The sequence below is a fragment of the Kitasatospora sp. NPDC087271 genome (assembly GCF_044744605.1).
Taxonomy (GTDB): Bacteria; Actinomycetota; Actinomycetes; order Streptomycetales; family Streptomycetaceae; genus Kitasatospora.
In genome coordinates this window covers 47796-70032 of sequence record NZ_JBIUYQ010000010.1, presented here as the reverse complement: position 1 = coordinate 70032, position 22237 = coordinate 47796, and the positions used below count along the sequence as shown (strand labels likewise).

Sequence of the window (22237 nt, the reverse complement as noted above, 5' to 3'; positions counted from 1 at the left end):
GCTCAGGCCCTCAGCGGGCCGGGCGGAGCCAGAGGGTGGCGAGCGGGGGGAGGACCAGTTCGGCGGAGCGGGGCTGGTCGTGCCAGGGGGTCGGTTCGGCCTTGACCGGGTGGGAGTTGCCGATGCCGCCGCCGCCGTAGGCCTCGGCGTCGGTGTTGAGCAGTTCCTCCCACAGCTGGTCGCGGCCGTCCAGGTCGGGCAGGCCGACCCGGTGGCCGTGCCGGACGACGGGGGAGAAGTTGCAGACCGCGACCAGCGGCGAGCCGTCGGCCGCGTACCGGACGAAGGAGAGCAGGTTGTCCTCGGCGGCGCCGCCGTCGAGCCAGCGGAAGCCGTCCGGGGTGGTGTCCCGTTCCCAGAGGGCGGGGGTGTCCAGGTAGTGCCGGTTGAGGTCGCGGACCAGCCGGCGGACGCCGCGGTGGTCCTGGTGGGCGGGCCACTGCTCGTCGAGCACCCACCACTGCGGGCCCTGCTCGTGGTCCCATTCCGCTCCCTGGGCGAACTCCTGTCCCATGAAGAGCAGTTGCTTGCCCGGGTGGGACCACATGAAGCCCAGGTAGGCGCGGTGGTTGGCGCGCTGCTGCCACCAGTCGCCGGGCATCTTGGAGACCAGCGCCTGCTTGCCGTGCACCACCTCGTCGTGCGAGATCGGCAGGACGTAGTTCTCCGAGTAGGCGTACACCATCGAGAAGGTGATCTCGTTGTGGTGGAACTTGCGGTGCACCGGCTCCTTGGACATGTAGACCAGCGAGTCGTGCATCCAGCCCATGTTCCACTTGAGCCCGAAGCCGAGGCCGCCGGCGTCGGTCGGGCGGGTGACGCCGTCCCAGGCGGTGGACTCCTCGGCGATGGTGACCACGCCGGGGCAGCGCCGGTAGACGGTGGCGTTCATCTCCTGGAGGAACGCGGCCGCGTCCGGGTTCTCCCGGCCGCCGTGCTGGTTGGGCGTCCAGGCGCCGCCCTCGCGGGAGTAGTCGAGGTAGAGCATCGAGGCGACGGCGTCCACCCGCAGGCCGTCGATGTGGAACTCCTCGCACCAGTAGACCGCGTTGGCGACGAGGAAGTTGCGCACCTCCGTGCGGCCGTAGTCGAACTCCAGGGTTCCCCAGTCGGGGTGCTCGGCGCGCAGCGGGTCGGCCGGCTCGTACAGCGGCTCGCCGTCGAAGCGGGCGAGCGCGAAGGCGTCCTTGGGGAAGTGGGCGGGCACCCAGTCGACGATCACGCCGATGCCGTGCCGGTGCAGGGTGTCGACCAGGTGGCGGAAGTCGTCGGGGCTGCCGAGCCGGGCGGTGGGGGCGTAGTAGCCGGACACCTGGTAGCCCCAGGAGCCGCCGAAGGGGTGCTCCATGACCGGCATGAACTCCACGTGGGTGAAGTTCAACTCCTTGAGGTAGCGCGGCAGTTCCTCGGCGATGGCGCGGTAGCTGGTGAGGTCGGGCCGCCAGGAGGCCAGGTGCAGCTCGTAGACGGACATCGGCGCCCGGTGGTGCGCGGCGCGGGCCCGGCGGGCCATCCACTCGCCGTCCTGCCAGCGGTAGTCGGAGGAGGTGACCACCGAGGCGGTGGCGGGCGGGCACTGGGCGGCCCGGGCGAGCGGGTCGGCCTTGTCGAGCACCCAGCCCTGCCGGGTGTGGATCTCGTACTTGTACGCGGCGCCCTCGGCGAGGCCCGGGACGAAGAGCTCCCAGATGCCGGACGAGCCGAGCGAGCGCATCGGGTGCCCGGTGCCGTCCCAGTGGTTGAAGTCGCCGATCAGCCGGACGCCGACGGCGTTCGGCGCCCAGACCGCGAAGGCGGTGCCGGCGACGCCGTCGACGGTGCGCACGTGCGAGCCGAGGGCCTGCCACAGCTGCTCGTGCCGGCCTTCGGAGATCAGGTGCAGGTCGAGTTCGCCGAGGGTGGGCGGGGTGCGGTAGCCGTCGTGCTGGGCCAGCGGCTCGCCGCCGGGGTAGGTCACCAGCAGCCGGTAGTCCACGGCGTCGGCGCCGGCCACCAGCCCCGTGAACAACCCGCCCTGCTGATGGGTGAGTTCGGCCGGGCCCTGGGTGGTCTCGACGACCACCCGCTCGGCGAACGGGCGCAGCACCCGGATCGCGGTGCCGCCGTGCACCGGGTGCGCGCCGAGCAGGGCGTGCGGGTCGTGGTGCTGCCCGCCGACCAGCCGGTCCACCTCGGACGGCGGCAGCGGCGCCTCGGGCAGGCGCAGCGAGGCCGTGGGCGGAGCCGTGACCGGTGCGGATTCCTCCGTCGGGGCGGGTTCGCCGGCCGGCGCGGACTCCTCGGCCGGGACGGGCTCGGGCCGGGGCGAGTCCGGGCCGGCCAGGAAGGTGGCCGGGACGGGGCGGGTGGTGCGGCCGGGCGGGTCGAGCGGCGTCACGGCTGGGTCCTCCTGCGACGGGGGGTGGGCTAACTCCAGGGCGGCGGAACCGGGGGTGCGGGTGGGGCAGGGGGCGGGCAGGGCAGGGGGTGCGGGCGGGCCGGAGCGGTCAGACGGTGAGGGCGAGCCGGTTGATCGCGGCGAGCGGGATCGGCAGCCAGCTCGGCCGGTGCCGGGCCTCGTACACGACCTCGTACACCGCCTTGTCGATCTCCAGGGCCCGCATCAGCTCCGGTGAGGCCGCCGGGTCGGCGCCGCCGCCGGCGGTGTAGCCGGCGCAGAAGGCGGTGCGGTTGCGCTGGGCCCAGGCGGCGGCGAGGTGGGCGAGTTCCGGATCGACCGGGCCGCCGGCCAGCAGGTGGGCGGCCGCGTAGTCGAAGGAGCGGAGCATGGCGGCGACGTCGCGCAGCGCGGGCTGGGGTTCGCGGCGTTCGTTGACGGACTTGGCGGGTTCGCCCTCGAAGTCCAGCAGCACCCAGCCGTGCGGGGTGCGCATGGCCTGTCCGAGGTGCAGGTCGCCGTGGATGCGCTGGACGGGCAGGCCGTCGGGGTGGGCGTCGGCGAGTTGCTGGAAGGCGGTGCGCAGTGCGGCCCGGTAGCGCAGCAGGCCGGGGACGGCGGCGACGGCGCTGTCCAGCCGGTCGGCCATGGTGGTGGCGAGCCGGCTGGTCTGGGCGCGGTCGAGCCGGGCGACCGGCATCGAGCGGGCCAGGACCCGGTGGACTTCGGCGGTGGCCCGGCCGAGTCGGTGGGCCTCGATGGCGAAGTTGCCGGGGGAGGGGTCGCCCTTGAGCCGGCCGACCTGGTCGAGGGCGAGCTCCCAGCCGTCCTCGGCGTCCGGCAGGTAGCGCTGGAGCAGCCCGAGGGTGGCGGGTTCGGCGCGTTCCAGCCGGCTCTCGAACCAGGCGGCGACCCGGGGGATCCGGGTGGAGCCGGCCCGGGAGAGGGCGAGGGAGAGTTCGAGGTCGGGGTTGGTGCCGGGGTGGATGCGGCGGAACAGCTTGAGGATGTACGAGGTGCCGTAGATGACCGAGCTGTTGGACTGCTCGGCGGTGGAGGCGCGGCCTGGGAGGTTGGCGGGGAGCCCGGAGCCGGGGGTCCGGCGGAAGGACAGCGAGCCGAACCGGTCGCCGGTGGCGAGGTGTTCCAGCAGCCGCCCGGTGAGTTCGGGGTCGTGGACGGCGTCGTAGAGCGCCGCGCCGTCGTACGGGCCCTGGCTGAGCCGGCCGAGCACGGCGCTGGGCTCGATGTCCGCGGGCCCCTCCGAGCGGATGCCGAGCAGGAGTTGGTAGATGTCGCCGTGCGGGGCGCCGGCCGTGGTGGCGTGCTCGACCCGCAGCAGCAGGTGCAGCAGGGCGGGGTCGCCGACCTGGAGCGGGGTTCCGACCATCGGGGTGAGGCCGGTGATGGGCCGTCCCTTTCCGGCGTACCACCGCTGGGTGGGGAGCCACTCGGCGATCAGCGGCAGCGCGGCCTGGACGAGTTCGCTGACCCCCAGGGCGGTTCTCCGGGCCCCGGTGCTCCGCGCGCCCGCCGGCGCGGCGGTGTCGGCGGGGGCGTCCTGCTGCACATGGGCTTGAGAACGGGAGGTTTCGGACATGACTCCCTTTCCCCGGAAGCGGGCGGACTGCCCGACGGGTCTGGCCGGGTCCGTCAGTCTTCCGGATTTCGGCGGCGCGGCGGCGGCGGCACGCGAGCGGGGCTCAGGTGTCACGCCTTCGTGTGGGTGGCCGTTGGGCTGTTCTCCGTACGCGGCGGTGCAGAGAACTCCGGGGGCGCAGGGGTTCAACTCGCGCCCCCGGAGGGTCTGGTGGTGCTGTGGGGCAGGGTGTGGCGGATCGTTACTTCGAGCGCCTGGTCCCGCTCAGCCGCGGCGGCTGCCGGAGCTGGAACCAGTAGAAGCCGTGGCCGGCCAGCGTGAGCAGGTAGGGCCACTCGCCGATGGAGGGGAAGCGCACCCCGCCGATCAGCTCGACCGGGTACCGTCCGCCGTACTGCCGCAGATCCAGCTCGGTCGGCTGCGCGAACCGCGAGAAGTTGTTCACGCACATGACCAGGTCCCCCTCGTGTTCGCGCACGAAGGCCAGCACGGCGGGGTTGCTGGAGGGCAGTTCGGTGTACGTACCGAGGCCGAACGCCGGATTGAGCTTGCGGATCTCGATCATGCGACGCGTCCAGTGCAGCAGCGAACTCGAACTGCTCTGCTGTGCCTCGACGTTGGTCACCTGGTAGCCGTACACCGGGTCCATGATGGGCGGCAGACTGAGCCTGCCCGGGTCGGCGGAGGAGAAACCCGCGTTGCGGTCCGGGGTCCACTGCATCGGCGTGCGCACGCCGTCCCGGTCGCCCAGCCAGATGTTGTCGCCCATGCCGATCTCGTCCCCGTAGTAGAGGACCGGCGAGCCGGGCAGCGAGAACAGCAGGGCGGTGAACAGCTCGATCTGGTTGCGGTCGTTCTCCAGCAGCGGGGCGAGCCGGCGGCGGATGCCCACGTTGGCGCGCATCCGGGGGTCCTTGGCGTACTCCGCGTACATGTAGTCGCGCTCCTCGTCGGTGACCATCTCCAGGGTCAGCTCGTCGTGGTTGCGCAGGAAGATGCCCCACTGGCAGCCGCCGGGGATCTGCGGGGTCTTGCTGAGGATCTCCGACACCGGGTAGCGGGACTCCCGCCGCACGGCCATGAAGATCCGGGGCATCACCGGGAAGTGGAACGCCATGTGGCACTCGTCGCCGCCCGCGGTGAAGTCGCCGAAGTAGTCGACGACGTCCTCGGGCCACTGGTTGGCCTCGGCCAGCAGGACGGTGTCGGGGTAGTCGGCGTCGATCTCCTTGCGGACCCGCTGGAGGAACTCGTGGGTCTCCGGCAGGTTCTCGCAGTTGGTGCCCTCGCGGGCGAACAGGTACGGCACCGCGTCCAGCCGGAAGCCGTCGATGCCGAGGTCGAGCCAGAACCGCAGTCCGGCGATCATCTCCTGCTGGACGCGGGGGTTGTCGTAGTTGAGGTCCGGCTGGTGGGAGAAGAACCGGTGCCAGAAGTACTGCTTGCGGACCGGGTCGTAGGTCCAGTTGGAGGTCTCGGTGTCGACGAAGATGATCCGGGCGTCCGGGTACTGCTTGTCGTCGTCGGCCCACATGTAGAAGTCGCCGTACGGGCCGTCCGGGTCCGTCCGGGAGGCCTGGAACCACGGGTGCTGGTCGCTGGTGTGGTTCATGACGAAGTCGATGATCACGCGCATGCCGCGGGCGTGCGCGGCGTCGACGAACTCCATGAAGTCGGCGAGGTCGCCGAACTCCGGCAGCACCGACTTGTAGTCGGCCACGTCGTACCCGCCGTCGCGCAGCGGCGAGGCGAAGAACGGCGGGAGCCAGAGGCAGTCGACCCCGAGCCACTGCAGGTAGTCGAGTTTGGTGGTGAGCCCCTTCAGGTCCCCGACCCCGTCGCCGTTGCTGTCCTGGAAGGACCGCACCAGCACCTCGTAGAAGACCGCACGCTTGAACCACTCCGGGTCCAGGTTCTTCTTCGAGGTCTCCGGGAAGGTGTCGGGGACGGGCTCGTTCACAGTCACGCTGGGTTCCTCCGAACCGTGAGGAGGTGAGCCGGCTCGGCTGAGGGATCGAGCCGGACGTAGTTGTGCCGGCCCCAGGTGTAGACGGCGCCGGTGAGCTCGTCGTGCACCGCGTACGGGCCGTCGCCGTCGAGGGTGACGGTGGCCTCCTGGACGTGGTGCGGGTCGAGGTTGACCACGGTGACGACCTGGTCGGTGAGGCCCTCGGGGGTGGTCGCGGTCTTGGAGTAGGCGAGCACCTGGTCGTTGTCGGTGGGGTGGAAGCGCAGGTTGCGCAGCTGCTGGAGGGCGGGGTGGCGCCGGCGCAGCCTGTTCAGCACGGTGAGCAGCGGGGCGAGGGAGTCGGTGCGGGTCCAGTCGCGCGGGCGCAGCTCGTACTTCTCCGAGTGCAGGTACTCCTCGGAGCCGGGGTGGGCCGGCTCGTCCTCGTACAGCTCGAAGCCGGCGTAGACGCCGTAGCTGGGGGCGAGGGTGGCGGCGAGCACGGCGCGGATCGCGAACGCGGCGCGGCCGCCGTGCTGGAGGTAGCCGTGCAGGATGTCCGGGGTGTTGGCGAAGAAGTTGGGCCGCATGTAGGCGGCGGCGTCACCGGTGAGTTCGGTGAGGTACTCGGTGAGTTCCGGCTTGGTGGTGCGCCAGGTGAAGTACGTGTACGACTGGTGGAAACCGATCTTCCCCAGGGTGTGCATCATCGCGGGCCGGGTGAAGGCCTCCGCCAGGAACACGACGTCCGGGTCGGTGCGGGCGATGTCGGCGAGCACCTTCTCCCAGAACGCCACCGGTTTGGTGTGCGGGTTGTCGACCCGGAAGATCCGAACGCCGTGGGACATCCAGAACCGGAGGATCCGGATGGTTTCCTTGACGATTCCTTCCATGTCCTGGTCGAAGTTGATCGGATAGATGTCCTGGTACTTCTTCGGCGGGTTCTCGGCGTACGCGATGGTGCCGTCCGCGCGGTGGCTGAACCATTCCGGGTGCTTGTTCACCCACGGGTGGTCGGGGGAGCACTGGAGGGCGAAGTCCAGCGCCACCTCCAGGCGCAGGGCCTCGGCCTCGGCGACGAAGTGGTCGAAGTCCTCGATCGTGCCGAGGTCGGGGTGGACGGCGTCGTGGCCGCCCTCGGGGGAGCCGATCGCCCAGGGCGAGCCGACGTCGTGCGGACCGGCCGTCAGGGCGTTGTCCGGCCCCTTGCGGAAGGCTCGCCCGATCGGGTGCACCGGCGGCAGGTAGACCACGTCGAAGCCCATCGCGGCGACGGCCGGCAGCCGCTCGGCGGCGGTGCGCAGGGTGCCCGAACGCGGCGGCTCGACGCCGCTCGGATCCACCACCGCGCCCTCCGAGCGGGGGAAGAACTCGTACCAGGAGCCGTACAGCGCGCGCTCGCGGTCCACCTGGAGCGGCAGCGGGCGGGAGGCGCTGAGCAGTTCGCGCAGCGGGTACCGGGCCAGCAGGTCCAGCACCTCGGGGGCGAGCGCGGCGGCCAGCCGGGACAGCGGCGGCAGGCCGGGGTCGCGCAGCGCGTCGGCGGCCGCCAGCACGTGCGCGCGGCCCTCCTTCTTCGGCACGCCGACCGCGGCCTGCTCCAGCAGCCGGGCGCCGTCCTCCAGGACCAGCGCGGTGTCGATCCCGGCGGGCAGCTTCACGGCGGCGGTCCGGCGCCAGGTGGCGACCGGGTCGCTCCACGCCTCGACCAGGTACGACCAGCGGCCGGGCGCGGTCGGGGTGACGTGCGCGCCCCAGCGGTCGGTGCCCTCGGCCAGCTCGCGCATCGGCGTCCACGGGCCGCCGCGGCCGCGCGGGTCGCGCAGCACCACGTTGGCGTTGACGGCGTCGTGGCCCTCGCGGAACACGGTCGCGGTGACCAGGAAGGTCTCGCCGACGACGGCCTTGGCCGGGCGGCGGCCGGAGTCGACGAGGGGGCTGACGTCCAGGACGGGGATGCGGCCGATCACGGTGTCGCTCTCTGTCGTCTTGCGGGCGGCGGGCTTGCGGGCGGAGGCCTTGCGCGGCGCGGCGCCGGAGTCGCCCTCGGCGGTGGTCCCGGCGGTCCCGGCGGCGTCGGCGGTGGCCTTCGCGGTGGCTGCGGCGCGGCGCGTGGTGGTGGTGCGCCTGCGCGGTGCCGCGGTCCGGCCCTCCTCGGCCCCGGGTTGTCGGGCCGCTTCGGCCGGCTCGGTGCGGACCGCCCCGGCGGCCCGCGGCGCCGGCATCGCCGGATCCGTCCGAGTGTCAGAATCCATCCGTCCGGCGGATTCCGCGACCGCTGCGTCGTGGCTGTCGGCCACCGGTGTGGACTGGTCCCGCGTGTCGCCGTGCATGTCAAACTCCTGCCCGAGATCGGCGGCAGCTCCCGCGGGCCGGGGAATGGGCCAGGGGAGTACCGGGAGGACTGCTGGGTGGGGAGGACGTGCGACCGGAAGCCTGCCCGCGCCGCCGTCCCCGGCAACCTGCCCGGCGCCCGCCGAGCCCTCGACGGGGGGCCCTGGAGCCGCGCGCGTCCCGGCGCGCGCCTCCAGGGGCACGCCCCTGGGCGACCCGGTCGACCCGTGAACGAGCAGGCCGAGTACGAGGACACGCGTCGGTGCGAGGTGAGCGCCGAATGGGCTAAGAAGAAGGGGAACGATCAACGCGAAAAGGATTCGGACGTGCTGCTTCAAGGCGGACGCCACCCGCCGCCGCACTCCCCGCAGCATCAACGACCTTGAGTCATCCTCGCACCGGGGACAAGACTTTTGCAGCGGTACGACAGTAGTTTCGGGCTTTGTCCTGAGCGGATGAGCCATCGGAAATGGACCTGTTCCGCAGTGTTCATGCATTGGTAGCGCAGGACCCCGGAAATGTGCGCCGCGCGCGCCCCCCGTGCAGACCAATGCGCCGAATGCGATCTCATCAATAGGCCGAACGGATGCCCAATAGCCCACTTGACGCACTGTCATGACGGACATCGCGGCTACGCTTCACGCCGTGAAGGCAATCCGCAGATTCACCGTCCGCACCGTCCTGCCCGAACAACTCCAGCCGCTGCACGAGCTGGCCCTCAACCTGCGCTGGTCCTGGCACCCCGAGACCAGGGACCTCTTCCGGTCCGTGGACCCGGAGGTCTGGGCCGCGACCGGCGAGGACCCGGTGCGGCTGCTCGGGGAGGTCCCGGCCGCCCGGCTCGCCGCCCTCGCCGCCGACCGGCGGTTCCTGCGCAGACTCGGCGACCTCGCCGACGACCTGCGCGAGTACCTCAGCGGCCCGCGCTGGTACCAGGCCCAGCAGGAGGCCGGCGCCACCCCGCCGCCCGCCGCCATCGCCTACTTCTCCCCCGAGTACGGCATCGCCGCCGCGCTGCCCCAGTACTCCGGCGGGCTCGGCATCCTGGCCGGCGACCACCTCAAGGCCGCCAGCGACCTCGGCGTCCCGATCATCGGCGTCGGCCTGTTCTACCGGCACGGCTACTTCCGGCAGTCCCTCAACCGGGACGGCTGGCAGCAGGAGCGCTACCCGCTGCTCGACCCGGACGAACTCGCGGTCAGCCTGCTCCGGGAGGACGACGGCACCCCCGGCCGGGTCGACCTCGCGCTGCCCGGCGGCCGCACCCTGGCCGCGCACATCTGGAAGGCCCAGGTCGGACGGGTCCCGCTGCTGCTCCTCGACTCCGACATCGAGGCCAACTCGCCCGCCGAGCGCGACGTCACCGACCGGCTCTACGGCGGCGGCAGCGAGCACCGGCTGCTCCAGGAGATGCTGCTCGGCATCGGCGGCGTCCGCGCCGTCCGCGCCTACTGCCGGCTCACCGGGCACCCCGCCCCCGAGGTGTTCCACACCAACGAGGGCCACGCGGGCTTCCTCGGCGTCGAACGGATCCGCGAGCTGGTCTCCACCGGCTCACCCGGCCCCGACAGCGTCGGCCTGGACTTCGCCGCCGCCCTGGAGTCCGTCCGGGCCGGCACCCTGTTCACCACCCACACACCCGTCCCGGCCGGCATCGACCGCTTCGACCGCGAGCTGGTCGCCCGCCACTTCAGCGGCGACGCCGCGCTGCCGGGCGTCCCGGTCGAGCCGGTGCTCGCGCTCGGTGCCGAGACCTGGCCCGGCGGGGACCCGAAGCTCTTCAACATGGCCGCCATGGGCCTGCGGCTCGCCCAGCGCGCCAACGGGGTCTCCACCCTGCACGGCGAGGTCAGCCGCTCCATGTTCAACGGCCTCTGGCCCGGCTTCGACGCCACCGAGGTGCCGATCACCTCCGTCACCAACGGCGTCCACGCCGCCACCTGGATCGACCCGGCGGTCGTGCGGCTCGGCGCCGCCGAGATCGGCGCCGACCGCGCCGAGGACGCCATGACCACCGGCGACGCCAAGCGCTGGACCGGCCTGGAGCGGATCGGCAACACCGAGATCTGGGACCTGCGCCGCAGCCTGCGCGCCCAGCTGGTCGACGAGGCCCGCCGCCGGCTGCGCGACTCCTGGCGCCAGCGCGGCGCCGGCGAGGCCGAACTCGGCTGGGTCTCCTCGGTGCTCGACCCCGACGTGCTCACCATCGGCTTCGCCCGCCGGGTGCCCTCGTACAAGCGGCTCACCCTGATGCTGCGCGACCCGGACCGGCTGCGCGCCCTGCTGCTGCACCCCGTCCGGCCGGTGCAGATCGTGGTCGCCGGCAAGGCCCACCCGGCCGACGACGGCGGCAAGCGGCTGATCCAGCAGATGGTCGCCTTCGCCGACGACCCGGCCGTCCGGCACCGGATCGTCTTCCTGCCGGACTACGACATGGCGATGGCCCGGCACCTCTACCCGGGCTGCGACGTCTGGCTGAACAACCCGCTGCGCCCGCTGGAGGCCTGCGGCACCTCCGGGATGAAGGCCGCGCTCAACGGCTGCCTCAACCTGTCCGTCCTGGACGGCTGGTGGGACGAGTGGCACGACGGCCAGAACGGCTGGGCGATCCCCACCGTCGACGAGACCGGCGGCGTGCTCGACCCGGAGAGCAGCGAGGCCGAGCGCCGCGACGACATCGAGGCCGCCGCGCTGTACGACCTGATCGAGGACCAGGTCGCCGGCCGGTTCTACGACCGGGGCACGGACGGGCTGCCGCACCGCTGGATCGCCATGGTCCGGCACACCCTGGTCACCCTCGGCCCCAAGGTGCTGGCCGGGCGGATGGTCCGCGAGTACGTCGAACGGCTGTACACCCCGGCGGCGCTGGCCCAGCGGGAGCTGGCGGCGGCGGAGCACCACGGTGCCCTGGAGCTGGCGGCCTGGAAGGCGAAGGTCCGGGAGGCCTGGCAGGCCGTCCGGGTCGAGCACGTCGAGGCGGACTGTCCGGACGAGGCGCAGGAGCTGGGCAGCTCGCTGGCGCTGCGGGTGCAGGTCACGCTCGGGGCGCTGGAGCCGGGCGACGTCGAGGTGCAGGCGGTGTCCGGCCGGGTGGACGAGGCGGACGGCATCTCGGATGGCTGCGTGCTCGCCCTCAAGCCGGTCGGCGGGTCCGACCTGGACGGCCGGACCCGCTACGAGGGCTCGCTGGAGCTGTGCCGGACCGGCCCGTTCGGCTACACCGTCCGGGTGCTGCCGGCCCACCCCCGGCTGGCCTCCCCGGCGGAGCTGGGGCTGGTGGCCCTGCCCGCCGAGTCGTCGGGGATGGACGCGGGGGTGCTGCGCTGAGGCCCTGCCGGGGGGAGCGCCGGCCCTAGACCAGGCTGTCCCGCCAGGCCTGGTGGAGGGCGGCGAAGCGGCCGGATCCGTCGATCAGCTCCTGCGGGGAGCCGTCCTCGACGATCCGGCCCTGGTCCATCACCAGGACGCGGTCGGCGATCTCCACGGTGGAGAGCCGGTGCGCGATGATCACCGCCGTCCGGCCGGCCAGCACCGTGCGCATGGCCCGCTGGACGGCCTGCTCGCCGGGGACGTCCAGCGAGCTGGTCGCCTCGTCCAGGATCAGCACCGCCGGGTCGGCGAGCAGGGCGCGGGCGAAGGCGACCAGCTGGCGCTGCCCGGCGGAGATCCGGCCGCCGCGCTTGCGCACGTCGGTGTCGAAGCCGTCCGGGAGCGCGGCGATGAACTCGTACGCGCCGATGTCCCGGGCGGCCTGCTCGACCTCCTCGCGGCCGGCGCCGGGGCGGCCGATCGCGATGTTCTCGGCGACGGTGCCGGAGAACAGGAAGGACTCCTGGGTCACCATCACCACGCCGCGCCGCAGCTCGGGGGTGGCGAGGTCGCGCAGGTCCACGCCGTCCAGCCGGATCCGGCCGTCGGTCGGGTCGTAGAAGCGGGCCAGCAACTTGGCGACCGTCGACTTGCCGGCGCCGGTCGCGCCGACCACCGCCACCGTCTGCCCGGCCGGGATCACCAGGTCGAACGGCGGCAGCACCTGCTTGCCGGTGCGGTAGGCGAAACGGGTCTCCTCGAAGCGGACCTCGCGCCCCTTGCCGGCGGCCTGCGGCAGTTCGGCGGGCGCGGCCGGTTCGGCGACGGTCGGCTCGTGGGCGAGCAGGCCGGCGATCTTCTCCAGCGCGGCGGCGGCCGACTGGTAGCTGTTCAGGAACATCGCCAGCTGGTCGATCGGGTCGTAGAGCCGGCGCAGGTAGAGCACGAAGGCGGTGAGCACGCCCAGCTCGACCGTGCCGTCGGCGACCAGGTAGGCACCGAGCAGCACCACGCCGGTGGTCCACAGGTTGGCGGTGACGCGGGAGAGGCCGACGTAGCGGGCGATCTCCAGCAGGCCGTCCGCCGTCGCGGTGGCGGACTGCCGGTTGACCACGGCGAAGGCCTCGTCGTTGGCCTTCTCGCGGCGGAAGGCCTGCACCGGGCGGATGCCGTTCATGGTCTCGGTGAAACGGACGATCAGTGAGGCGGCCGAGGTGCGGGAGCGGCGGTAGACCCGGCGCGAGCGGCTGCGGAAGGACCGGGCGATCAGCGCCAGCGGCAGGATCGACGCCAGCGAGACCAGGCCGAGCCGCCAGTCCAGCACCAGCAGCAGCACCGAGATGTAGCAGACCGACAGGAGGACGGTCAGCAGCTCCTGGAGGCCCTCGGAGAGCAGCTCGCGCAGCGCGTCCACGTCGCTGGTGGCGCGGGAGATGATCCGGCCCGAGGTGTAGCGCTCGTGGAAGTCCAGGCTCAGCCGCTGGGCGTGCCGGAAGATCCGGCCGCGCAGCTCCAGCAGGATGTCCTGGTTGACCCGGGCGCTGATCTTGATGAACGCCCACTGCAGCAGCAGGCTGAGCAGCGCGCAGCCCAGGTAGGCGCAGACCACCGCGATCAGCGGGCCGCTGTCGCTCTCGCGCAGTGCCGGGATGCCGCGGTCCATCGCGATGGCGACCAGCAGCGGGCCGGACTGCAGGGCCGCCTGCTGGATGAGGATCACCAGCATCGCGACGGCGATCCGGGCCCGGTGCGGGCCGAGCAGCGAGCGCAGCAGCGCCCGGGGCGCGCCGGGCGGGACGGGGATGTCCTCCTCGTCGGCCGGGGGCGGCGGCAGCTGTTCCTCGACCGGTTCGGCGGTCTCCCGTTCGGCGGGGCCGACGGGCGAGATGGTGGTGGTCATCGGGTGGTGCCCCCCTCGGAGACCAGGACGGCCTCGGGCATCGGGGCGGACTCGCCCGACATCAGTTCGCGGTAGTGCGCGCAGTCGCGCAGCAGGTCCTGGTGGGTGCCGACGGCCTCGATCCGGCCGTCGGAGAGCACCGCGACCCGGTCGGCGAGCAGCACGGTGCTCGGGCGGTGGGCGACCACCAGGGCGGTGGTGGCGCCGAGGACCTGGCGCAGCGCCCGTTCGACCAGGGCCTCGGTGTGCACGTCGAGGGCGGAGAGCGGGTCGTCCAGCACCAGGAAGGCCGGGTCGCCGACCACCGCACGGGCCAGGGCGAGGCGCTGGCGCTGGCCGCCGGACAGGCTCAGGCCCTGCTCGCCGACCTCGGTGTCCACGCCGTCCGGGAGCTTGTCCACGAAGGAGGCCTGGGCGGTGGCCAGGGCGGCGCGCAGCTGCTGGTCGTTCGCGCCCGGGGCGCCCATCAGGACGTTCTCCCGGACGGTGGCGGAGAACAGGGTGGGCTCCTCGAAGGCGACCGCGACCAGCTCGCGCAGCCGCTCCCGGGGGAGGTCGCGGATGTCCCGGCCGTCCAGGGTGATGGTGCCGGCGGTGGCCTCGTACAGGCGGGGGAGCAGCGCGGTGAGCGTGGTCTTGCCGCTGCCGGTGGCGCCGACCAGGGCCATCGTCTCGCCGCTGCGGATGTGCAGGTCGATGCCGGCCAGCAGGTCGGGGGTGTCGGCGGGGGCGTCGGGGTAGCGGAAGCGGACGCCGGTGAAGCGGATGCCGTCGGGGGTGGCGCCGAGGCCGTCGGCGGTGCCCGGGTCGGCGGTCTCGGGCTCGTCCAGCACCTCGAAGAAGCGGTCGGTGGCGGTGGCGGCCTCGTTGGCGTAGGCGAGCAGCCAGCCCAGGGACTCGACCGGCCAGCGCAGCGCCAGCGCGGTGGAGAGGAAGGCGACCAGGGTGCCGGCGCTCAGCTCGTCGTGGGCGACCAGGTAGGCGCCGGCGGCGAGGGCGCAGCCGAGGGCGATCTCGGGCAGGCCGACGATGACCGCCCAGAGGTTGGCGAGCAGCCCGGCCTTGCGCAGTTCGGTGCGGCGCAGGTCGTGGGCCTGGGCGCGGAAGCGCTCGGCCATCGAGCGGTGGCGGCCGAAGGCCTTGAGGATGCGGATGCCGAGGACGGACTCCTCGATGACGGTGGCGAGGTCGCCGTTCTGGTCCTGGGCGCGGCGGGAGGCGCCGGAGTAGCCCGCCTCGAACCGCCGGGTGAGCACGAACAGCGGGACGGCGGGCAGCAGGATGATCAGGGCGAGCCGCCAGTCCTGGGTGAACATCACCGCCGTGCCGGCGAGGAACATCACCGAGTTGACGACCAGGAAGACCAGCGGGAAGGCCAGAAACAGCCGCATGGTGTACATGTCGGCGGTGGCCCGGGAGAGCAGCTGGCCGGATCCCCAGCGCTCGTGGAAGGAGATCGGCAGCCGCTGGAGCTTGGCGAAGAGGTCGCCGCGCATGGCCGTCTCCAGCCCGGCCAGCGGGCGGGCCAGGACCACCCGGCGGGTGTAGAACAGCGCGGCCTCGACCAGCCCGAGGACCAGCAGCAGGCCGATCAGCGGCCAGAGTCCGCTCAGGTCGTGTTCGGCGAGCGGGCCGTCGACGATCCGGCCGAGGACCAGCGGGACGCCGAGGACGCTCAGCATGGCGACCAGGGCGGCGGCCACCGAGGTGGCCAACCGGCGGCGGACGGCTCGGGCGTAGGGCCACAGGCGCAGGAGGGAGCGGACCGTGGAGCGGTGCCCGGTCGCGGTGTCGTCGTCTTGTCGGTTCTCGGCCATCGTCGTGAGGGTAGGACGAGGTCGCGTCATTTCTCATCAGGTTTTTCACCCCTGACAGAACCCTTCGGCGAGAACCGGCCACCCGTACGGGTGGGGCGCGGGTGAACGGCGGGGCGCGTGGGGCCGGCCGCACGGGCCGGAGTGCGCCGCAGGCGCGGCCGACGCCGCTCAGGCCGTGGCGGCGGGCGCGCGCAGCAGCCGCAGCGAGCGCCCGGCCAGCAGCGTCGCGCCCTGCGGACGGGGCTCGCCGCCGCCCTCGACGGCGGTGTCGACCACCGTCTCGTACGCCTCCTCCGGCGCGGCCCAGGGCTCGCCGGGGAGGGTGAACAGCACCGGTTCGTGGCCGGCGTTGAGCAGCAGCAGGAAGCTGTCGTCCAGCGTCGGCCGCCCGGCCTCGTCCCGTTCGGACATCGCGGTGCCGGACAGCAGCATGCCCAGGCAGGCGGTCGGGGCGAACCAGTCGGCCTCGGTCATCTCCTTGCCCAGCGGCGTGAACCAGGCGAGGTCCGGCTGGCCGCCCGGAGCGGCGGCCCGGCCGGAGAAGAACGCCCGCTGCCGCAGCACCGGGTGGGCCCGGCGCAGCCGGATCAGCCGGGCGGTCAGCTCGCACAGCCCGCGCCAGCGGGGATCCGCCAGGAGCGACCAGTCCAGCCAGCCGAGCTCGTTGTCCTGGCAGTAGGCGTTGTTGTTGCCGCCCTGGGTGCGGCCCAGCTCGTCCCCGGCGGTGAGCATGGGGACGCCGGTGGAGAGCAGCAGTGTGGCCAGCAGGTTGCGCAGTTGGCGCAGCCGCAGGGCGTTCACCTCCGGGTCGGTGGTCTCGCCCTCGACGCCGTGGTTCCAGGACCGGTTGTCGTCGGTGCCGTCCCGGTTGGCCTCGCCGTTGGCCTCGTTGTGCTTGCGGTCGTAGCTGACCAGGTCGCGCAGCGTGAAACCGTCGTGCGCGGTCACGTAGTTGACGGAGGCGTACGGGCGGCGGCCGCCGCGCTGGTAGAGGTCGGAGGAGCCGGACAGCCGGTAGCCCAGCTCGCGCACGTCCGGGCGGGCGCCGCGCCAGAAGTCCCGCACGGTGTCCCGGTACTTGTCGTTCCACTCGGCCCACAGCGGGGGGAAGCCGCCGACCTGGTAGCCGCCCGGGCCGACGTCCCAGGGCTCGGCGATCAGCTTCACCCGGCTGAGCAGCGGGTCCTGGGAGACGGCGGCGAGGAAGGGGTGGTCCATGTCGACCCCGTCGGTGCCGCGGGCGAGGGCGGCGGCGAGGTCGAAGCGGAAGCCGTCCACGCCCATCTCGGTGACCCAGTACCGCAGCGAGTCGGTGACCAGCCGGACCACCTGCGGGCGGCGGGTGTCCAGGGTGTTGCCGCAGCCGGTGAAGTCGGCGTAGCCGCGCGGGCGGTGCGGGGCCGGGCGGTAGTAGGCGGTGTTGTCGATGCCGCGCAGCGAGAGCATCGGGCCGAGTTCGGCGCCCTCCGCGGTGTGGTTGAACACCACGTCGAGGATCACCTCGATCCCGGCGGCGTGCAGGGCGCGGACCATCCGCTTGAACTCGCCGACCTGGCCGCCGCGCGAGCCGGCCGCCGAGTAGCCGGCGTGCGGGGCGAAGTAGCCGATCGTGTTGTAGCCCCAGTAGTTGACCAGGCCGCGCGACTGGAGGTGGTCCTCGCTGGCGTACTGGTGCACCGGCAGCAGCTCGACGGCGGTCACGCCGAGGCGGGTCAGGTGGGCGACGGCGGCCGGGTGGGCCAGGCCCGCGTAGGTGCCGCGGAGCTCCGGCGGGATGTCGGGGTGGCGCATGGTGAAGCCGCGCACGTGCAGTTCGTAGAGCACCGTCTCGGCCCACGGGGTCTTCGGGCGGTGGTCGTCGTACCAGTCGTCGTCATCGTGGACTACCACGGATCTGGGCACGTAGCGGGCGGAGTCTCGGTTGTCCCGGACGGTGTCGGCGACGTCCGCCTCCGGCCAGTTGCGGACGGCGGCGCAGACCGCGTCGTGGCTGGTGTAACAGCCGTCCACGGCACGGGCGTACGGGTCGAGCAGCAGCTTCGCCGGGTTCCAGCGGGCGCCCGTCCACGGGTCCCACCGGCCGTGCACGCGGAAGCCGTACCGGCTGCCGGGGCGGACGCCGGGCAGGAAGCCGTGCCAGGTCTGGAAGTCCTGCTCGGTGAGGCGGTGCCGGGCCTCCCGGCCGTCCTCGTCGAACAGGCAGAGGTCGACCGCCTCGGCACCGGCCGCCCAGAGCGCGAAGTTGGTTCCCTGGCGGCCCTGTTGGTCGGTCCGGAAGCGGGCGCCGAGCGGCTGCCAGCTGCCGGGCCACGGTGGCTCGGCGGTGTCCCCGCCGGGCGGCCGCACTCCGGCTTCCAGCTCCTGCCCTGACGCCATGGCCGCACCCTCCCTGGACGGGGTGTCCCGGACCCCGTTCACTTCCTCTTTCCCGGATTGCGCAGATCGGAAGCGGCTGAACGGGGGCTTACCGGCGGATGGCGGCCGATGGATGGGGGGATTTCGCGCGGCCGCGCGTGTCCCCGCCGCGATTGCCCTCGTTGTTCCCGGTATCGGGCGTTCCCGCCACCGGACGTTCCTGGCATCGGGCGTCACCGGTGGCGGAGGCTCCCGGTACCGGACCTTCCCGGTACCGGACGTGGACAGTGGGAGGCCCCGGAATGCGGCGCCGAGGACGGGTGTGGGCGCGGCGGGCGGCGGCGGTGGCCTGGGGCCTCGCCGTCCTGACGGGGTGCGGCGGCTCCCCGGCGGTCCCCGCGCAGGACGCCGCCGGGCCCGGGGCGCACACCCCGCCCCCGCCGCCGTCCCGGGCGGTCGTCACGGCGCTGCCCGCCGACGGCGCCCAGGACGTGCCGCCGGAGGGCCCGGTCCGGGTGACGGCGGCGCAGGGCCGGCTGGTCACCGTCCGGCTGGCCGACGCCAAGGGCACCGAGGTCCCCGGCACGATCGCCCCGGACGGCGCCGCCTGGACGCCCGACGGCCCGCTGCCGCTGGGCACCGCGTACACCCTGGACGCCGTCGCCGAGGACGACCAGGGCCAACGGGCGGCCCAGCACTCGGCGTTCTCCACGATGGCCCGGGCGCACACCTTCGTCGCCTTCTTCACCCCGGAGGACGGCTCCACCGTCGGTGTCGGCATGCCGGTGTCGTTGCGCTTCAGCCGGCCGATCACGGACCGGGCGGCGGTGGAGAAGGCCGTCCAGGTGAGCGCCGACCCGCCCGTCCCGGTGGCCGCGCACTGGTTCGGCAACCAGCGGCTGGACGTCCGCCCGCAGCAGTACTGGGCGGCGGGCACCAAGGTGACGGTGGCGCTGCGGCTGAAGGACGTGCAGGGCGCGCCGGGCGAGTTCGGGACCCAGACCAAGGACCTGCACTTCACCGTCGGCCGGGCCCAGGTCTCCACCGTCGACCTGGACGCGCACACCCTGACCGTCCGGGCCGGGCAGGGCGGCAAGGTGGTGCGGGTGCTCAAGGTGTCCGGCGGCAGCCGTGACCACTCCACCTACCGGGGCGTCATGGTGGTGTCGGAGAAGTACAAGGTGACCCGGATGAACTCGCAGACCGTCGGGATGGGCGACGAGTACGACATCAAGGACGTGCCGCACGCGATGCGGCTGACCGACTCCGGCACCTTCGTGCACGGCAACTACTGGGCGGACCCCGGGGTGTTCGGCGCCGCTAACACCAGCCACGGCTGCATCGGCCTGGCCGACGCCAAGGGCGGAGCGAGCAAGGACTCCCCGGCGGGCTGGCTGTTCGAGCACACCGTCCCGGGGGACGTGCTGGAGGTGAAGGCCTCCGCGGGGGACTTCGTGCCGCCACAGAACGGCCTCAACGGCTGGAACATGCCGTGGGAGCAGTGGGTGGCGGGCAGCGCCCTCGGGCCGGTCGCCGGGCCCGCGGCCGGGCCCGCCTCCAGCCCCGTCGCGCAGTAGTCGATCTTCACCGCCGATTCACCCCCGATCCACCCACCTCCCCCCCGGGATCCGCTCGGACGGCCCGGCTATCCTGCTCCGGCGCGCGCCCTGGTCCGGCGCGAAAGATCGGCGTCCGGTGCAACTCATGGGGGCACTCAACGCGTCGAGAGAGTGAATACCGGGAGGGGAGAAACCGTGAAGACGGGGAAGACGGCCGACGCCGCGATACGTACCACCAGCCGTTACGGGCGCAGGGGTGCGATGGCGTTGGTCATGGGCGGGGTGCTGCTGCTCACCGCGGCCTGCGGCGACGACAAGGGCGGAACGGGCGGCGGGGGCGACAACGCGGCGCCCGCGGCGACGGCGGGTGCGGGCGGGACGGCGGCCCCGGCGGGCGCGTCGGGCGAGCCGAAGGCCTCCGCCGCGGTGCTGGCCGTCGAGCCGAAGGACGGCGCACAGGACGTCGCACCGAGCAACGCGTTGCAGGTGTCCGTCTCGAACGGCAAGCTCACCACGGTCGAGGTGACCGACAAGAACGGCAAGCCGGTAGACGGGGCGATCACTCCGGACGGCATCGGCTGGAAGCCCGCCGCCGCGCTCACCGTCGGCATGGCGTACAAGGTGAACGCGCAGGCCAAGGACGCCGACGGCCTGGTGACCGCGTCCACCACGACGTTCACCACGCTGACGCCGGACAAGAAGGTCTCCACCAACGACAACATCAGCGACGGCGCCACCTACGGCGTCGGCATGATCGTCTCGGTGAACTTCAGCAGGACCGTCAAGAACAAGGACGCCGTCCTCAAGGGCATCACCTTCGAGACGAACAACGGCACCGAGGTGAAGGGCCACTGGTTCGGCGACAACCGGCTGGACTTCCGCCCGGCCGAGTACTGGAAGCCCGACACCAAGGTCACCATCAAGTACCGGCTGAAGAGCGTCGAGGTCGCCCCGGGCGTCTACGGCGACGTGGACAAGGACGAGCCGTTCACCATCGGCCGCTCCCAGATCGCCACCGCCGACGCCAAGGCGCACCAGATGACGATCGAGCGGGGCGGCAAGAGCACCACCGTGCCGGTCACCATGGGCGCGGAGGCTACGCCGTCCTGGAGCGGGACGATGGTGATCATGTCCAAGGAGAAGGTCACCCGGATGAACTCGCAGACCGTCGGCCTCGGCGGCGAGTACGACATCCAGGACGTGCCGCACGCGATGCGGCTGACCACCTCCGGCACCTTCGTGCACGGCAACTACTGGTCCAACGCGACCAATCCGTTCGGCAGGACCAACGCCAGCCACGGCTGCGTCGCGATGGTGGACGAGAAGGGCGGCAGCGACACCTCCGTCGCGGGCAAGTTCTTCAACGACTCGATGATCGGCGACGTGGTCAAGGTCGTGAACAGCAAGGAGAAGACCGTCGCGCCCTCCAACGGGCTGGGCGGCTGGAACATCGCCTGGGCGAACTGGTAGATCCTGCCCGCCGACTGACCGGATAGTCCCGGTTCGTCGGCGCGGTGCGGACGAGCGGCCCGATCCTCACCCGTTGGGGTCGGGCCGCTCGCGTTTTCGGAGCGCACCGGGCCCCGAATGGCGCAACCTTTCCGGAGGCCGGCGCGTGTAGTGGTCGAGCCCGTCGTGTGCGCGGGGTTCTGTGCGGGGTTTCGGGTCGTGGGGTTTCGAGTCGTGGGGTTTCGGCCCGCGGGTTTCGGTCTGCGGGTCTCGGTTCGTGGGGTTCGGTTCGTGGGGTTTCTGAGGGAGGGATCGACGTTGAGGTCGATACGCAGAGTGGTGGCCGTCGGTCTGGTGGGCGGCGCGATGGCGCTGACGGCCGCGTGCGGCGGCGGGAGTGGCGGGAGCGGTAGCGGGGGCGGGAGCGCGGCCAAGGCGGACCTGGGGGCCGGAGCGGCCGCCGGAACGGCCTCCCCGGGCGCCGCGGCGGCGAGCAGCGCGGCGCCGAAGGTGTCGCAGGCCGTGGTGAACATCGAGCCCAAGCCCGGCACGGTGGACGTCGCGCCCGACGCGCTCAAGGTCGGCGCGACCGGCGGCAAGCTCACCACCGTCAAGGTCAGTGACAAGACCGGCGCGGAGGTGCCCGGCACCATCGCCGCCGACGGCTCCAGCTGGACCCCGTCGGCCGGCCTCGCCGTGGGCAGCACCTACCAGGTCAGCGCGATGGCCGCGGACGCCAACGGCGTGGTCGCCAGCGCGGACAGCAACTTCTCCACGCTGACGCCGACGGCCCTCGCCAAGGCCGCCGACAACGTGGACAACGGCGCGACGTACGGCGTCGGCATGATCGTCTCGGTGAACTTCAGCAAGGACGTCAAGAACAAGGACGTCGTCGCGAAGGGCATCACCTTCGAGACCGACAACGGCACCGTGGTCAAGGGCCACTGGTTCGGCAACCGCCGACTGGACTTCCGCCCCGAGCAGTACTGGAAGTCCGGCACCAAGGTGACCGTGCACTACCGCCTCAAGAGCGTCGAGATCGCCCCTGGGGTGTACGGCACCGACCGGGACGAGCCCTTCACGATCGGGCGATCTCAGATTTCGACGGTTGACGCCGCCGCGCACAGGATGACCGTCGAACTCGACGGCAAACCGTCGGACATCGACATCACCTCCGGCTCGCCCGAACACCCGACCTGGAACGGCACGATGGTCGTCATGTCCAAGGAGGGCGTGGTGCGGATGCAGTCCAGCACCCTCCCCGGCATGAGCGGCTCCCCGTACGACCTCCAGGTGCCGCACTCGATGCGGCTCACCGACAGCGGCACCTACCTGCACGGCAATTACTGGAGCAAGCTCATCGGTGAGGACAACGTCAGCCACGGCTGCGTCGCCCTCAAGGACGTCGAGGGCGGCGGCGAATCCACCTCGATGGGCAAGTTCTACGCCGGCTCGCTCGTCGGCGACGTGGTGGTCGTGAAGAACTCCACCAAGAAGGAGACCCTCGACCCGGCGAACGGCCTGAGTGGCTGGAACGTGCCCTGGAGCGCCTGGTAGGCCGACCGGTAGCCGCCCTGGTCGGGGCGGTT

General features: G+C 72.5%; 11 protein-coding genes. 4 read left to right on the top strand and 7 right to left on the bottom strand.

Annotated elements, in window-relative coordinates; all coding sequences use genetic code 11:
* Window positions 1–10: 10 nt before the first annotated feature.
* The 4 genes from glgB to ACIO9K_RS18715 form a co-directional block, all read right to left on the bottom strand.
* Window positions 11–2377 carry a 1,4-alpha-glucan branching enzyme gene (gene glgB / locus ACIO9K_RS18730; protein WP_400331184.1) on the bottom strand — a complete coding sequence of 789 codons (2367 nt, stop codon included), beginning with the start codon at window positions 2375–2377 and terminating at the stop codon, window positions 11–13.
* 109 nt (window positions 2378–2486) lie between these two features.
* Window positions 2487–3977: a maltokinase N-terminal cap-like domain-containing protein gene (locus tag ACIO9K_RS18725; RefSeq protein WP_363619280.1), complete on the bottom strand. Its 1491-nt coding sequence runs from the start codon at window positions 3975–3977 to the stop codon at window positions 2487–2489.
* Window positions 3978–4218: 241 nt separating this feature from the next.
* Window positions 4219–5943, bottom strand: coding sequence for a maltose alpha-D-glucosyltransferase (gene treS, locus ACIO9K_RS18720; protein ID WP_063347760.1), 1725 nt, complete (start codon window positions 5941–5943; stop codon window positions 4219–4221).
* Window positions 5940–7895 (bottom strand): alpha-1,4-glucan--maltose-1-phosphate maltosyltransferase, encoded by a 1956-nt coding sequence (locus tag ACIO9K_RS18715; RefSeq protein ID WP_363619373.1) that lies wholly within the window; start codon window positions 7893–7895, stop codon window positions 5940–5942. The genes treS and ACIO9K_RS18715 overlap by 4 nt, the downstream gene beginning before the upstream one ends.
* A 1009-nt stretch (window positions 7896–8904) precedes the next feature.
* Between ACIO9K_RS18715 and glgP the strand changes: the two genes are divergently transcribed.
* The gene (gene glgP / locus ACIO9K_RS18710; protein ID WP_400331180.1) at window positions 8905–11586 is read left to right on the top strand and encodes an alpha-glucan family phosphorylase; all 2682 of its coding nucleotides are present in this window, start codon (window positions 8905–8907) and stop codon (window positions 11584–11586) included.
* 25 nt (window positions 11587–11611) lie between these two features.
* Here glgP and ACIO9K_RS18705 read toward each other — a convergent pair whose 3' ends face one another.
* The 3 genes from ACIO9K_RS18705 to glgX all read right to left on the bottom strand — a co-directional run bounded on the left by ACIO9K_RS18705 (window position 11612) and on the right by glgX (window position 17661).
* Window positions 11612–13468, bottom strand: coding sequence for an ABC transporter ATP-binding protein (locus tag ACIO9K_RS18705; protein ID WP_363582065.1), 1857 nt, complete (start codon window positions 13466–13468; stop codon window positions 11612–11614).
* Window positions 13465–15285 (bottom strand): ABC transporter ATP-binding protein, encoded by a 1821-nt coding sequence (locus ACIO9K_RS18700; protein WP_363619276.1) that lies wholly within the window; start codon window positions 15283–15285, stop codon window positions 13465–13467. The genes ACIO9K_RS18705 and ACIO9K_RS18700 overlap by 4 nt, the downstream gene beginning before the upstream one ends.
* 168 nt (window positions 15286–15453) lie before the next feature.
* A complete protein-coding gene (gene glgX, locus ACIO9K_RS18695; RefSeq protein ID WP_400331176.1) occupies window positions 15454–17661 on the bottom strand; it encodes a glycogen debranching protein GlgX in 2208 nt (735 codons plus the stop codon).
* 281 nt (window positions 17662–17942) lie between these two features.
* On the opposite strand from glgX, the gene ACIO9K_RS18690 reads away from it, so the two are divergent.
* From ACIO9K_RS18690 to ACIO9K_RS18680, 3 genes are all read left to right on the top strand, one after another.
* Window positions 17943–19217, top strand: coding sequence for an Ig-like domain-containing protein (locus ACIO9K_RS18690; protein ID WP_363619274.1), 1275 nt, complete (start codon window positions 17943–17945; stop codon window positions 19215–19217).
* 177 nt (window positions 19218–19394) lie between these two features.
* On the top strand, window positions 19395–20669 hold the full coding sequence (locus ACIO9K_RS18685; RefSeq protein ID WP_400331173.1) for an Ig-like domain-containing protein: 1275 nt from the start codon (window positions 19395–19397) through the stop codon (window positions 20667–20669).
* A gap of 297 nt (window positions 20670–20966) precedes the next feature.
* Window positions 20967–22205, top strand: a complete 1239-nt coding sequence (locus ACIO9K_RS18680; RefSeq protein ID WP_400331170.1) for an Ig-like domain-containing protein — start codon at window positions 20967–20969, stop codon at window positions 22203–22205.
* The last annotated feature ends 32 nt before the right edge of the window (window positions 22206–22237 follow it).